Source organism: Longimicrobium sp., from assembly GCF_036387355.1.
Lineage (GTDB): Bacteria > Gemmatimonadota > Gemmatimonadetes > Longimicrobiales > Longimicrobiaceae > Longimicrobium.
The window spans coordinates 11,305-25,048 of record NZ_DASVTX010000238.1; the positions used below are offsets into that span (position 1 = coordinate 11,305).

The 13,744-nt window shown below is 70.4% G+C and carries 9 protein-coding genes; 3 read left to right on the forward strand and 6 right to left on the reverse strand.

The genetic code is table 11. The features are described 5' to 3' along the window. Positions 1-761 precede the first annotated feature (761 nt). From lon to VF665_RS10540, 3 genes are all read left to right on the forward strand, one after another. A complete protein-coding gene (gene lon, locus VF665_RS10530; protein ID WP_331053384.1) occupies positions 762-3,338 on the forward strand; it encodes an endopeptidase La in 2,577 nt (858 codons plus the stop codon). A gap of 1,148 nt (positions 3,339-4,486) precedes the next feature. Continuing rightward, entirely contained in the window at positions 4,487-5,680 is a 1,194-nt protein-coding gene (locus VF665_RS10535) for a serine hydrolase domain-containing protein (protein WP_331053385.1), read from the forward strand. Positions 5,681-5,791: 111 nt separating this feature from the next. After that, a complete protein-coding gene (locus tag VF665_RS10540; protein ID WP_331053386.1) occupies positions 5,792-6,022 on the forward strand; it encodes a hypothetical protein in 231 nt (76 codons plus the stop codon). Positions 6,023-6,147: 125 nt separating this feature from the next. Here the strand turns inward: VF665_RS10540 and VF665_RS10545 are convergent, their stop codons facing one another. The 6 genes from VF665_RS10545 to VF665_RS10570 form a co-directional block, all read right to left on the reverse strand. Next, positions 6,148-6,678, reverse strand: a complete 531-nt coding sequence (locus VF665_RS10545) for a dihydrofolate reductase family protein (RefSeq protein ID WP_331053387.1) — start codon at positions 6,676-6,678, stop codon at positions 6,148-6,150. A gap of 59 nt (positions 6,679-6,737) precedes the next feature. Then, on the reverse strand, positions 6,738-8,225 hold the full coding sequence (locus VF665_RS10550; RefSeq protein WP_331053388.1) for a putative glycoside hydrolase: 1,488 nt from the start codon (positions 8,223-8,225) through the stop codon (positions 6,738-6,740). 717 nt (positions 8,226-8,942) lie between these two features. Beyond that, positions 8,943-10,949, reverse strand: coding sequence for a M1 family metallopeptidase (locus VF665_RS10555; protein ID WP_331053389.1), 2,007 nt, complete (start codon positions 10,947-10,949; stop codon positions 8,943-8,945). Positions 10,950-11,284: 335 nt separating this feature from the next. Continuing rightward, complete coding sequence (locus VF665_RS10560; RefSeq protein WP_331053390.1) at positions 11,285-11,842, reverse strand: GNAT family N-acetyltransferase; 558 nt, start codon at positions 11,840-11,842, stop codon at positions 11,285-11,287. Continuing rightward, positions 11,839-13,017, reverse strand: a complete 1,179-nt coding sequence (locus VF665_RS10565) for an acetoin utilization protein AcuC (RefSeq protein WP_331053391.1) — start codon at positions 13,015-13,017, stop codon at positions 11,839-11,841. Before VF665_RS10565 ends, VF665_RS10560 begins: the two co-directional genes overlap by 4 nt. Beyond that, positions 13,014-13,685: a CBS and ACT domain-containing protein gene (locus VF665_RS10570; RefSeq protein ID WP_331053392.1), complete on the reverse strand. Its 672-nt coding sequence runs from the start codon at positions 13,683-13,685 to the stop codon at positions 13,014-13,016. The genes VF665_RS10565 and VF665_RS10570 overlap by 4 nt, the downstream gene beginning before the upstream one ends. Positions 13,686-13,744 lie beyond the last annotated feature (59 nt).

Here is a 13,744-nt window from a genome sequence, read left to right on the forward strand (position 1 = left end):
CAGGCGCACATACACGATCGTCCATCCCGCGCCGCGCGGACAGATCATCCGTGCCATCCCACACTCACGTGCGGACCCATGCGCCGTCAACAGACGCGCGGCAGACAGGTGCAGGGGCTGATTCGGCGGCGATCCCAACGACTCCTTTCCCCCGAAAACGCGGATTCAACTCAGCGTGCGCCCCGAACGACAGTCGCGCCCTCTCCATACCACCTGATCGCGTAGTTGGCCCAATCCGTCGCCGCGCCACACATTCCGGCGCGCGCGCAGCCGCATCGACCGAATATGCCCCCTCCAAAAAATGCGGATGAACTCAGCGCGAGCGCCGGCCATCGTGCGCGCGTGGCGATGGCTCGCGCAGGGGCGGGTCCTCCGCAGTCCTCCTCTGTGATCCTGTGCCTCCGTGGGAGCCCAATCCGATCCTGAGGTTCCCCCGCGTACCCGCGTGCAATCCCCGCGTCCTCCGCGTGAACCGCCGTTCCTCCCGTTCCGGGGTACCAGAAGAAGACAGCCGATCGCCCCAAATCCGTTACCCCATGCCTCCCCGGCAGTTACGCCGCCGAACCGGCACCCGGGTTCCGGAAACCAGGCCGCTTTGGCAGTCGGCGGCAAACACGGGTTAACGTTGCATTATCCAAGCAGTTACGCGGCACAACGCATGGTCTGCGGGGGTATACGAGCGTGGCCGAAAAGATGCGAAACACCGAACACAGCAGGCGGCCGCTCTCAGCGGCCGCAACCGATACAAGAGGCAACACGCCATGAGTGAAAAGCTGATGCTGCCCGTTCTCCCGCTGCGGGAAACGGTCATCTTCCCCGGGACCGCCGTGCCGATCTCGGCCGGGCGCCCGGGCACGCTGCAGGCCATCGAGGCCGCGCTCGCCGGCGACCGCCGCATGCTCGCGGTGGCCCAGCGCGAAAACCGCGACGAGGTGGAGCCGGAAAACCTCTACAACGTCGGCACCATCGTTCGCATTGCCCAGGTGCAGAAGGGCGCGGGCGGGGTGCAGCTCCTGATCCAGGGCGAGCACCGTGCCCTGGCCCTGCACTACGCGCAGACCCCGGGCACCGGGTTGAGCGCGCACGTGCGCGAAATGACGGACCTGGCCCCGGTGAACGCCGAAGACCCCGCGTTCCTGGCGCTGCACCGCGAGGTGCGCGACCGCGCCGCCGAGCTGGGCCGCCGCCGCGGCATTCCCGCGGAAATGCTGCAGCAGTTCATGGAGGGAGTCACCGAGCCCGGCGCGTTCGCCGACCTGGTGTCGTTCTACGTGGAGATGGCTCCGGAGGCCAAGCAGAAGCTGCTGGAGATCCTGTCCGTGGAGGAGCGCCTGCGCTCCCTGCTGCTCATCGTGCAGCGCCAGCTGGCCCTGCTGGAGGCCCAGGAAGAGATCCAGGCCCAGGTGCAGGAGGAGCTGGGTGAGCGCCAGCGCGAAATGCTGCTGCGCGAGCAGATGAAGGCCATTCAGCGCGAGCTGGGCGAGGAGGACGAGGGCCGCGAGCTGGAGGAGCTGCGCGAAAAGATCGAGGCGCTCGCCCTTCCCGAGGGCGTGGCCGAAGAGGTGGAGCGCGAGCTCAGCCGCCTGGAGCGCACCAACCCGCAGAGCGCGGAATACCAGGTCATCCGCACGTACCTGGAGTGGATGACGGACCTTCCGTGGAACACGCGCACGGAAGACAAGCTGGCCCTGGGCGCCGCCGAAGAGATCCTGAACGAGGACCACTACGGGCTGGAAGACGTCAAGGACCGCGTGCTGGAGTTCCTGGCCGTGCGCCAGCTGGCCGCCCGCCGCGCCGAAGCCGAGGCCAAGGAAGAAGCGTCGGTAGAGGCCGAGGCGCTGGAAGGCACCGAGGCCGAGCAGACGCCCGAGGCGCTGGAAAAGGAGATCGTGGTGGCCAAGGCCAAGGCGACCGCCAAGGGTCCCATCCTGCTCTTTGCCGGCCCTCCGGGGGTGGGCAAGACGAGCATCGCCAAGTCCATCGCCCGCGCGCTGGGGCGCAAGTACGTGCGCATCGCGCTGGGCGGCGTGCGTGACGAGGCCGACATCCGCGGCCACCGCCGTACCTACGTGGGCGCGATGCCGGGCCGCATTGCCCAGGCGCTCAAGCAGGCCAAGAGCCGCAACCCGGTCATCCTGCTGGACGAGGTGGACAAGCTGGGGGTGAGCTACCAGGGCGACCCGTCCAGCGCGCTCCTGGAGGTGCTGGATCCGGCGCAGAACCACGAGTTCACCGACCACTACCTGGGCGTGCCGTTTGACCTGAGCGAGGTGCTGTTCATCGCCACGGCCAACTACACGCAGAACATTCCGGCGCCGCTGTACGACCGCATGGAGGCCGTGGAGTTCCGCGGGTATACGGAGGCGGAGAAGAAGAACATCGCCGAGCGCTACCTGCTCCCCCGGCAGATGGAGCAGGCCGGGCTGCACGAGGGCGAGCTGCAGCTTACGCCCGACGCGCTGGAGCGGGTGATCAGCGAGTACACCCGCGAAGCGGGCGTGCGGCAGCTGGAGCGCGAGCTGGGCAAGGTGGCCCGCAAGGCCGCGCGCCGCATCGCCACCGGCGGAACGACGGGGGTGGAGGTGGACGGCGAGGCGGTCAAGGACTTCCTGGGGCGCACCCGCGTGCACCCGGAGCGGGCCGGCCGCGAGGACGTGGTGGGCGTGTCGACGGGGATGTACTACACCCCGGTGGGCGGCGACATCATGTTCATCGAGGTTTCGGCGCAGCAGCGGTCGCAGGCCCCGGCGGCCGAGGGCGCGGAGCAGGCGCAGCCCGGCTTCGGCAACCTGGTGCTCACGGGCCAGCTGGGCGACGTAATGAAGGAGTCCGCCCGGGCGGCGCTCACGTACGCCCGCGCCAACGCGGCGCGGTACGGCATCGACCCGCGCAAGGCGTGGGGCTCGGAGCTGCACATCCACGTGCCGGCGGGCGCCATTCCCAAGGACGGCCCGTCCGCGGGCGTGGCCATGACGACGGCGCTGGTTTCCGCCCTGTCGGGCACCCCCGTCCGCAACGACGTGGCGATGACCGGCGAGGTGACGCTGACGGGCCGGGTGCTCCCCATCGGCGGCGTGAAGGAGAAGCTGCTGGGCGCGCACCGCTCCGGCATCCGCACCATCCTTCTGCCCAAGGAGAACGAGGCGGACCTGGACGACCTGCCGGCGGACGTGCTGAGCCAGATGGAGGTGCACGGCGTGGCCACCATCGACGAGGCGCTGAGCATCGCGCTTCGCGGCGCGCAGATGACGGAGGGCAAGCTGCGGTTCCCGGAGCTGCCCCTGCCGCCCGCGGGCCGCGGCCTGGAGGGCGAGGTGCGGCTGCACCGGCCGGTTTGAGGGGGACTGCAGGGAATAGGGAATAGGGAATAGGGAATAGGGAATAGGGGGTCCGCTGCGAGGCGGGCTTCCTACCCGCAACCACGGCCTCCGGGGATTCGTCTCCGGGGGCCGTTCTCCGTTCAGCCGGGCAGGATGCTCGCGATCGGGATGTCCGCGGCACTGGGCACAGGGCACGGAGCACTTCTGTTCCGCTCTCACTTTCGTACTTCCGTACTTTCGTACTGCTGTTGTGGGCGTGTCCCTCCGCTGCGCTCCGGGCCGGGCTGCGCGCGCCGTAGGGCACGGTACAACTGTGCCCAACGGCGGCGAGCCAGCCCCGCGCCACGGTGCCGATGTGGCCAGCCAATCCGATGCGCGGCGCGGGGCCGTCTCGCCCCTGCGAGCGCGCATCCCTCACGCGAGGGCGGCGGGTCCGCACCTCGGGCGGCAGGCGCGCCGCCGCGAGAGGCGGCGGACGGTACCGCCGGCTGCACCCGCGCTGAGTTTTCCGCATTTTTTGGAGGAGCCCCCAACGCCCTCCTGTCTCCCCGAATCGGCCAGCCGGAGAGCGGCGCGCCTGTGCCGGACAGGCGTATGGCCGGGATGGACCCAACGCGGCCTCGTCGCGGTACGACACTCCGCACCCACGCACAGAGTCCGCGGCCCCATCTACCTGCCGCGCGTCCCGAAAAGCCTGCCCCGCCCCGGGGCCGGCCGAACGCACGCCCAGCAGACCGCGCGACGGCACCGTCCCCGCTCACCCGCATCGCCGACACGAGAGCCCGCGGGAGAGAGATCGCGGCCCCATGCCGCGCTTGCCCGGCCGCTGGCAACGGGTTCGGATGGGAACCGTTGTTTGTTCCCGGATCGCGCGGATCCGCGTACCAGATGCGGATGCCTCCGAACGAACGTTCCGACGACGCATCCTGTTGCGGCATTTCAGCTTACCAGGCATCAACGCGCAATGTGCGCACATTGATCCGGCTGGTATGACGGGGGGTCATGTAGCAGTTGTTTCCAGCGCGGCGCCTGAGTGAACGCCCCCTTTGCCCCGCCGCACATGACACCTCTAAGTCGAGTTTCTTGACATCGATCCAACACGGCACTACCGTGGATGTCCCACTCGCAGACTCACCCGCAGTTTCAACCGGAATCGCAGGCCTCCCATGCCGTTCCCCGCTCTGCTCACGCTGGCGGCGGCGCTCACCGCCGCGCGCGCCGACACCCTCCGGCTCCCCGATCCGCCCACCCGCGCCCGCCACGAGCTTTCGTCCGCGGCCGCCGCCGGCTTCAGCCCCACCGCGCTGGCCCGCGCCGAAGACGCGGTGCTGGACGAGATCCGCCGCGGCTCCTTTCCCGGCGCCGCGCTGTCGGTGGGCCGCTGGGACCGCGTGGTGCTGGAAGAAGGCTTCGGCCGCCTGGGCGCCGGCGACGGGGAGGTGGACCCGGACGCGACCGTGTACGACCTGGCCTCGCTCACGAAGGTGGTGGGCACCACCACGGCGGTGATGCTGCTGGTGCAGGACGGCCGCATGATGCTGGACGAGCCCGTGTCGTCGTACCTGCCGGAGTTCACCGGAGGCGGCAAGGAGCAGGTCACCATCCGCCACCTGCTCACCCACACCTCCGGCCTGCCCGACGGCGTGGACGTGAGCGGGAGCACGCCGGAAGAGGGGCTGCGCCGCGTTCTGCGCACGCCGCTGCGCTCCACGCCTGGCATGCGCGTGGAGTATTCGGACGTGGGCTTCGTGGTGCTGTTCGCCGCCGCCGAGCGCGCCGCGGGCGAGCCGCTGTACCGCCTGCTGGACCGCCGCGTCTTTGCGCCGCTGGGAATGAACCACACCAGCTACGTGTACGGCGAAGGGTGCTGGAACTGCGCGGCCACCTCGCGCGCCCTGGGGATGGGCTACCGCGGCAAGGTGCACGACCCCATCGCGCGGCGCCTAGGCGGGCTGGCGGGGAACGCCGGGCTGTTCAGCACCGGGCACGACCTGGCCCGCTTCGCTTCCATGATGGCCAACGGCGGCGAGCTGGACGGTGTACGCATCTTCCGAGAATCCACCGTGCGGATGTTCACCGCGCGGCAGCCCGGGACGGGGACGCGCGCCCTGGGGTGGGACACGCCCAGCGCGCCGGGCACCGGAGCGGCGGGCGCGCACGTGTCGCCCAACTCGTTCGGGCACACGGGCTTTACGGGAACGTCCATCTGGATTGACGCGGAGCGCGGCACCTGGGTGGTGCTGCTGGCCAACCGCACGTACGAGGACGGCCCCAACCGGATGCAGACGCTGCGGCGCACGGTGCACGACCGCGTGGCCGACGCGGTGCGGCCGGAGTCAACGGGCAACGTGGGCGGCTGACCCATCCCGTTCCCGCCACGCACGCTGCGACACCGCGCCGGACCTTCCGGCGCGGTGTTTGCTTTTTGGGCCGTCCCTGTCGGCGCGGACCCAACACCCGGAGACCACACGATGCACAGCGCCACCCTCCCGTTTTCGCCGGCACGGCTCTCCACCGACCAGGACCAGGAGAAAGCGGACGCCCTGCGTGAGCTGCTGGGCCCCGGCGCGGACACCCCCGCGCCCGGCTCGCCGGACGACCGCACGGACCCGGCGGATCCCTCGGGCGGCATCATCCCCGGCACGGGGCGCCGCGCGGAGGATCATGAGTCCGCACCGGGCGGCGGCCACGGCGAGAGCTAGTTCAGCTGCTTTCCGCGGAAGGGGACGAGCGGCAATCGCGTCCTACGCGAAGGACGCGGAGATACGGATGGAGGGAGCGGCGGGCGGCCTCGGGGGCCGGCCGCCGCGTTCGTTTTGCGGGAGGGTCAGACGGGAACGTAGGTGAGCCGGATCACGTCGTCATCCATCGGCTCGTGCGCCACGAGGCGCAGCCGGGGCCGCGGACCGGAGAAGTACGGCGTGCCCTTGCCCAGCACGACGGGGTGCAGGTAGATGCGGTATTCGTCGATCAGGCCCAGCTCCGTCAGCGTGCCCGCCAGGTCCGGACCGGCGACCTCGATTTCCCCTTGGCGCTCGGCCTTGATGGCGCGGATCGCGCCCTCGAGGTCATCTCCCACCAGGGTGGCGTTGGGGCCCACGGACGTGAGCGTGCGCGAAACGACCCACTTGGGCTGGTTGCGCCACGCCGCGGCAAAGGCCCGTTCATCCTCGCTCCACTCAGGCTGATCGTTCTCCCAGTACCGCATCAGTTCGTAGATCTTGCGGCCGTACACGCTCCCCGCCTGCTCGCGGGCCTGCTCGACGAAGTGGCGAAAGAGCGTGGGCCCCGGCGCAAACTCCGTGTGGTCCACGTAGCCGTCCAGGGACTGGTTCATCCCGAATACGAGCCTGGCCATCCTCGTCCTTTCCTCGTTGGAAATCGGCGTCGTTGTGATCGGCTGATATGTCGGGCCGCTCAGGGCGTGCGCTGGGCGGGGGTGGTCTGGCCGCCGGCGGCTGGAACACCGGTGGCGGTGGGCGCCGCCTCGGCCGGGGCGTTGCGGCCGGGCCTGGCCGCGCCGGAATCGGCGCCCGGCTGGGTGCGCCCGGTGCGCGCCGCGGCCGCGGCGGCGGGGTCCGACACTTGGCCGCGCGCCTGCTGCGCAGCCCGCTCGCGCGCGGCGCGCACGCCCTCGCGCTCAAAGCGCTGCAGCCAGCTCATCACGTCCGCCGGGGGCGTGTAGTTCGCCTTGGCCCGGCTCTGCGCCTCGCCACGCTCCAATCCCGCCACGAACGGCTCGTAGTTGCTCCCCGGGTGCCACAGGATCCAGTCCTCCAGCCCCACGTCGTACACGCCCTGCTTCTGCTGGCGGATCTGCTCCGGCCCGTACGTCTGGTGGTTGCGGCCCAGCCACGGCGCCGAGAACGCCTGCAGCCAGGGCATGATGCGGGCGGGGCGCACCCCCACGCTCTGCAGCTGGTCGGTGCGCCAGCGCGCCATTCCCGCGCTCTTGAACAGCACGTCGTACGGCTGCAGGTCCGGCCGGCGCACGCCGGGAAGGTGCGTGGGAAAGTAGTGCGACGGGTACATCATGGGGAGCACGCCGTCGGCGATGGCGCTGATGGTTTCCCACTGCTGCCCGATGTTCACGTCCCCCGCCTCGTTGGGCGACAGGCCGAACACGTCGGCCGTCACCGTGACGCCCAGCGGGTGCAGCCGGCGCTTGGCCTCGTTCAGGAACGCGGCGATCGCGTCGGCGCGGTCGCCGCGGGCCTTGGGATGCACCTGCGGCGGCAGGCTCTTGTACGGCTCGGCGAAGCGGATGTAGTCGAACTGAATCTCGTCGAACCCGGCGCGCGCCACCTCCTCGGCAATGTCGAGGTTGTAGTCCCACACGTTCTCGTCCCAGGTGCTCACCCAGGTGTTGCCCGCCTTGTCTACCCAGAGCCCGCCGCCGGGGCGCTGCACCGACCAGTCCGGCCTGGCCTTGGACAGAATGGGGTCCTTGAAGACGACGATGCGCGCGATGGAGCGGATGCGGTGCGCGCGCAGCGTGTCGGCCAGCCCCTTGATGTCGCGAAGGGTGATTTCCGCGGGGGGCGTGAGCTGCACGGGAAGGGGAAGCTGGCTGCGGTAGTGGATGCCGCGCTCGTCCTTGACGTCGATGACGAAGGCGTTGACCTCCGTCTGGTCGGCGATCTCGATGAACCGCTTGCGGTGCATGGCCGAGCCGGCCTTGTACGCGTTCAGGTAGATGCCGCGGATGATGGGCGGGGCCTTTTCGCGCGGCGACGGGCCGGACGGCGCGGCGGCAACGGCGGCGGCGGTGTCGCCCCCCGCGGCCTTGCCGCTGTCCGCGGCCGCGGACTTGTCCGCGCCCTGGTTGGCTCCCCCGCCGCACGCGGCCAGCAGCACGGTGATCGGCACCGCCATCAGGCGCCGCACGGCAACTTTCCCCATCATCCCGCTCCGTCGTTCTTGCAGTGAATTGTCGTCTTTGCCCCCACGGCCCAACGTGCCGCATCGCCCCGCGCGGGGCAAGGGCCGTGGGCACGAAAGTTCGTCCCCCGGAGCGTGTTACCGGCGGCGGGCGGATGGCGGCGGGTGAATGGCGGCGGGGTGGGATGGGCGTGGATCGGATGGGGCCGATGCGGCGGAAGGAGGCCCCCTCCCCCCAACCCCCTCCACCCTCTCCGCGGGAGAGGGGGAGCCGTTCGGCGCGGGTGATGGTTCGGTGTGTGCGGCGGCCTCTGGAGGCCCCACCCCCGCCCCTCCCCGTGCAAACTGCGCACGGAGAGGGGAGAACAGCAAATGACCGTGGCCCGAAGCAGTTGAAGCCTCGATCGTGGACGCGGCAGCGGCCATGAGTCGGGGCTTACCGCTGTTGGAGCGGCGGATTCATCCGCTCAGGACACCAGCCGCGACTCGAATGATCGCAGGTCGCCCGGCAGCATCCGCCACGTGCAGGTGAAGTCCCCCGGCTGTTTGGGGGACTTTCCGCCGTTGTTGCGGCGGATTCATCCGCTCAGGAGACCATCCGGCCGCGCGAGCCTGCGCAACCCTCGCTGAAGCCTCCGCCGCTCCCAACCCTCCCCCATTCCGTTTTGGGGAACAATCTCGGGGCGGCTCCGCTCCGGAGCCGCCCCGATCGTCATCCCTCCACCTTACCTGCCGTGCGGGTCAGCGCCCGCCGGGAGCGGTCCAGCTGTTGTTGCGGCGGTTCACGTCGGGGAAGTAGCGCCCCGGATCCAGTTCCACGCGCGCCACCGTTCCCGTCACCGGAATGGTCACCGTCACCGCACGGGTAGACGGATTGAGCCACTGCTGAATGGGAATGGTCTGCGTCACCGACTGCCCCGCGGTGTTGGTCACCACGATCTCCGCCGGCGCGGGCGCCTGCCCGAAGTCGCGCACCGTCACCGTCACGTTTCCCGCGCCCGGCGTCACGTTGGCGATCCCCTGGTCCAGCGTGACGGTGCGGTACCAGAACGGATACCAGAACCAGTCCAGGTCCTGCCCCGCCACCCGCTCCATCGTGTTGAAGAAGTCCCACGGATACGGGTGCTTGAACTGCCACTCGCGCGAGTACGTCTGCATCCCGCGAAAGAACACCTCGTCGCCCAGCGTGCGCTGCAGGGCACGAAGCAGCGTTCCCGGCTTCATGTACGCCGACACGCCGAACGCGGGGCCGAACACCAGGTCGATGTGCTGCATCAGCGGCGCCTCGGCCTTCTCTCCCGCGATCTGCAGATACGCCTGCTGCGTGGTGCCGAACGGGTCGCTGGCGGGGAACAGGTCCTTGGTCGCCCGGTTCTCGATGTACGTGGTGAAGCCCTCGTCCATCCACGCGAACGCGGCCTCGTCCTGCCCCACCATCATGGGGAACCACTCGTGCCCCAGCTCGTGCGTGATCACCTCGTACAGCCCCATGCGCTCCGTGGGCCGCCCGATGAAGACGATCATCGGGTACTCCATCCCGTAGATGGGGCCTTCGGTAATGGTGATCTGCGGATAGGCGTACGGCACCATCTGCTGGCTGTGGAACTCGATGGAGTGCTCGCCGTAGCGCGCCGACTCCTCCCACCCGGGCGCGCCGGGGCGGTAGAGCGTGTGCACCAGGATGTCGCGCGTGCCGCCGCCGCCCGCGTTGGGAATGCGGGCCCGGCGCGCGTCCCACAGGTAGCGGTTGCTGGTGGCCCAGGCGAAGTCGCGTACGTTCTGCGCGGCGAAGCGCCAGGTCACGCGGCCGTTGTTGCCCAGCGCGGTGCCGTTGCCCAGCAGGTCGCGCCCCACGATGCTGGTGGTGGAGTCCGACCGCGCGGCCGCCTCCAGCCGCTGCCGCACGATGGTGGGCAGCACGTCCTGCGGGTTCTGCAGCGTTCCCGTCCCGCCCACCAGCCAGCCAGCCGGGAGGGTGAGCGTCACGTCGAAGTCGCCGTACTCCAGGTAGAACTCGCCCTGCTCGCGGTACGGCGTCACGTCGGTCCCCACCACGTCGTCGTACACGGCGATCTGCGGATACCACTGCGCCACCTGCAGCACGCGTCCGCCCAGCGCGTCTTCCCACCCCGTGCGCGGCGCCTGCTGCGGGGGAACCGTGTAGTTCCACGCCGCCTGGAACACCGCGCTGTCGCCCTGCGCAATGGGCCGCGGCAGAATGACGCGGGCCAGCGTACCGGTGACGATGTAGCCCACCGTAGACCGGTTCTCGCGGACGTTGGCCTCGTACTGCGTCTGCGTCATGGGGCGCAGCGTGTCGCCGTTGAACACCAGCGCCGTCAGGTTCAGCCCGCCGGTGTTGAGCGGGTTGCCGCGGCCGTAGAACGCCTCGGTGAACAGGTTCTGGTACAGGTTGAAGCGCACTTCCGGCAGTGCGTTGGGCGAGCGGTTGCGGTACGTGAGCCGCTCCTGGCCGGTGAGCACGCGGGTCTGCGGGTCCAGCTCGGCGGTGATCTGGTAGCGCACCGCCTGCTGCCAGTAGCGCGCGCCGGGGGCGCCGGTTTCGCTGCGGGTTCCCGCCTGCACGGCCCGGGCATACTCCGCCGTGGGCTCCACCCGGCGCAGGAACGGGCGCCCGGCGGTGTCGAGCGCCGCGCCCTGCGGCAGCGGGGCAATGATGGGCTCCGAAACGGGCGCGCACGCGCCCAGGACCAGCACGGCCAGCAGGGCCGTGCGTCGTACGTGCATCAACAAGGTGGTCTCCCGGTCAGGTGTGCGGGACTGCGTGCCGGCTTCCGGCGGATCAATTCTCTTGCCACACTCCGCACGCGGATCCCGCCGTCGTGCTACCGTGTTGGGGGACAAGGAGTTCCGGGAACTGCAGGGAATGGGGAATAGGGAATAGGGAATAGGGGATAGGAGGCTGCCGGTGTGGCGACGAGGGGCGGGCGCGAAAAACGGGCGCCGCGGTGGCGCCCGTTTCTTGATGCGTTTTCGATGGGGATGCGTGGAGCAGCGGATTCCATTCCAGCTCCCCCATGCCTTCGCCGCGGCCTCCGGGTGGGATGCCGTTCAGCGGACGGTCAGGGCGACGATGAGCCGGGGCCGCGCAGGACGAGTTCCATCTCCACCTCGGGCGAGTACACGGTCGCGCCGCGGTAGCGGAAGCCGGCCTTCTGGTACGAGCGCAGCGCGGGACGGTTGTGCGGCTCCACGGAAAGCCAGAGGCGCTCCAGGTCCAGCGTGCGCGCCACGTCGGCGGACAGCCGGTTCACCTGCGTGCCCAGGCCGCGCCCGCGCACGCCGTGGTCCAGAAAGATGGCGTACTCGCGCACTCCGGGCCGGTCCGTGGGCATCAGCATCGCGTGCCCCGCCAGCTTGCCTTCCACCTCCACGATGAGGTGCGTGCCGCCGGGCAGAATGCCGTCCAGCCAGCGCGCGATGCGCCCCTCGCCCTCGGGCGGCAGGCCCTGGGCGGCGCGCTTGGGCTCGAAATCGTGGTAGAAGCGGTCCAGCTCGGCGCGGTCGGCGTCGGTGTAGGTGCGTACGTGAAACACGCGGCCCTGCCGGTCAAAGAGGGTGGCGGGAACGAGCGCGGAGGGAAGGTCGCGCGCCATGGGCACGGACGGCGGGGCGCTCACCAGCCCAGATCCCAGCCGCGGATGAGCGGCAGGGCCTGGCGGCGGAGCGATTCCAGGGTACGGCGGTTGGTGGCCTCGATCTCCTCGCGCCGGGGCACCGGCTTGTGCGCGGCGGGGTCGTCGCGCACGCGCTCGGGAAGCAGCACGGGGGCCTCGCCCTGCCACCGGTTCAGCCAGTCGTGCGGAATGCGGTCGGGCACGGGCTGGCCGGAAAGCCCGCCCCAGATGAGCGTCCACGCGCGGGGAACGACCTCCCACACGGCGTAGCCCCCGCCGCCCGTGGCGATCACGCGGCCGTTGCAGTGCGTGTCCGCCAGCTCGCAGACCAGGCGGATCGTTTCCTCGTACAGCCGCGTGCTGGCGCGCAGGTGCGTAAGCGGGTCCAGCGCGTGCCCGTCGCAGCCGTTCTGCACCAGGATCACGTCGGGCCGGAACGCCTCCATCACCTCGGGAAGGAGCTTCGCGTGGATGGCGAGCCACGAATCATCTTCGGTGAACGGCTCCAGCGGCACGTTCAGCGAGTATCCGTATCCTTCCCCTTCCCCCAGCTCGTCCACAAAGCCGGTGCCGGGGAACAGGTAGCGCCCGGACTCGTGCAGGGAGAGCGTCATCACCTCGGGATCGTCGTAAAAGATCCCCTGCACGCCGTCGCCGTGGTGCGCATCGTAGTCCAGGTACAGCACCCGCCCGCCGTGCTCGCGGCGAACCCAGGCGATGGCCGCGGCCAGGTCGCTGTACACGCAGAACCCCGATCCGCGGCCGCGGTGCGCGTGGTGCAGCCCGCCGCAGATGCTGAAGGCGCGCTTCACCTCGCCGCTCATCACCAGCTCCGCCGCGCGCAGGGTGGCGCCGGCGACCAGGGAGGTGACCTCGTGCATTCCCGGAAACACGGGCGTGTCGTCCGTCCCCAGCCCGTAGCGCGGCGCGTCGTCCGTGCCGCCCCCCGCACTGAAGCGGCGGACGGCGTCCACGTACTCGCGGGAGTGGACGGCCAGCAGCTCCGCCTCCGTGGCCATCCGCGGCGCCACGACACGCGCCGTGGTGTCGTTGATGAGCCCCAGCGACTCCATCAGCGAAACGGAAAGCTCCAGCCGGCGGGGGTTGAACGGGTGGTCGGGGCGAAACTGGTAGCGGGCGACGGCCGGATCCCAGATGAGCGCGCTGGGAACCGTCACGCCAGCCCCCCGGCGCGAAGGTCGCGCTCCAGCGAGGGCCATCCCACCTGGAACCCCGCCCCCTCCAGCGCGGCGATCACCTCGCGCGGGTCGATGGTCCCCACGTGCACGATGGCGACGCGCCGGTCCGCCGGGCCGCCGGGGGGCACCATGAGCGAGCACACGTTCACGCCGCGCTCCTCGCCGATGATGCGCATGGCCCGGGCGAGCTGCCCCGCGCGGTCGGGAAGAACGATCTCCAGCCGCGACGAGGCCCCTGCGGGCCCCAGCAGCTCCACAAAGGCGTGCAGCACGTCGGTCTCCGTGAGGATGCCCAGCAGCGCGCCGTGCGCGTCCACCACGGGGAGCGAGCCGATGTGGTGGCGCTGCATGAGCTTGGCCGCGTCTTCCACCGCGTCGGACGGGCCCACGGTGATCACGTTGCGGCTCATGATGCCGGCGATGGGCGTGGACTGCAGAAAGTCCGCGCGCCCGGGGTCCGGCTCCGTGAGCGGCGAGGGCATGGCCAGGCGGATGTCGCGGTCCGACACGATCCCCACCAGCTCGCCCTGGTGCACCACGGGAAGGTGCCGGATGCGGTGCTCGCGCGTGAGGCGCAGGGCGTCGGCCAGCGACTGCACGGGGGACACCGCGACCGGGGCGCGGGTCATCCGTTGGGATACCAGCATGATGGCTTCAGGGAGGTGCTGCGGGAGCGCGGGCGCGGCGGCCGCTGCGGAGAGCGGCG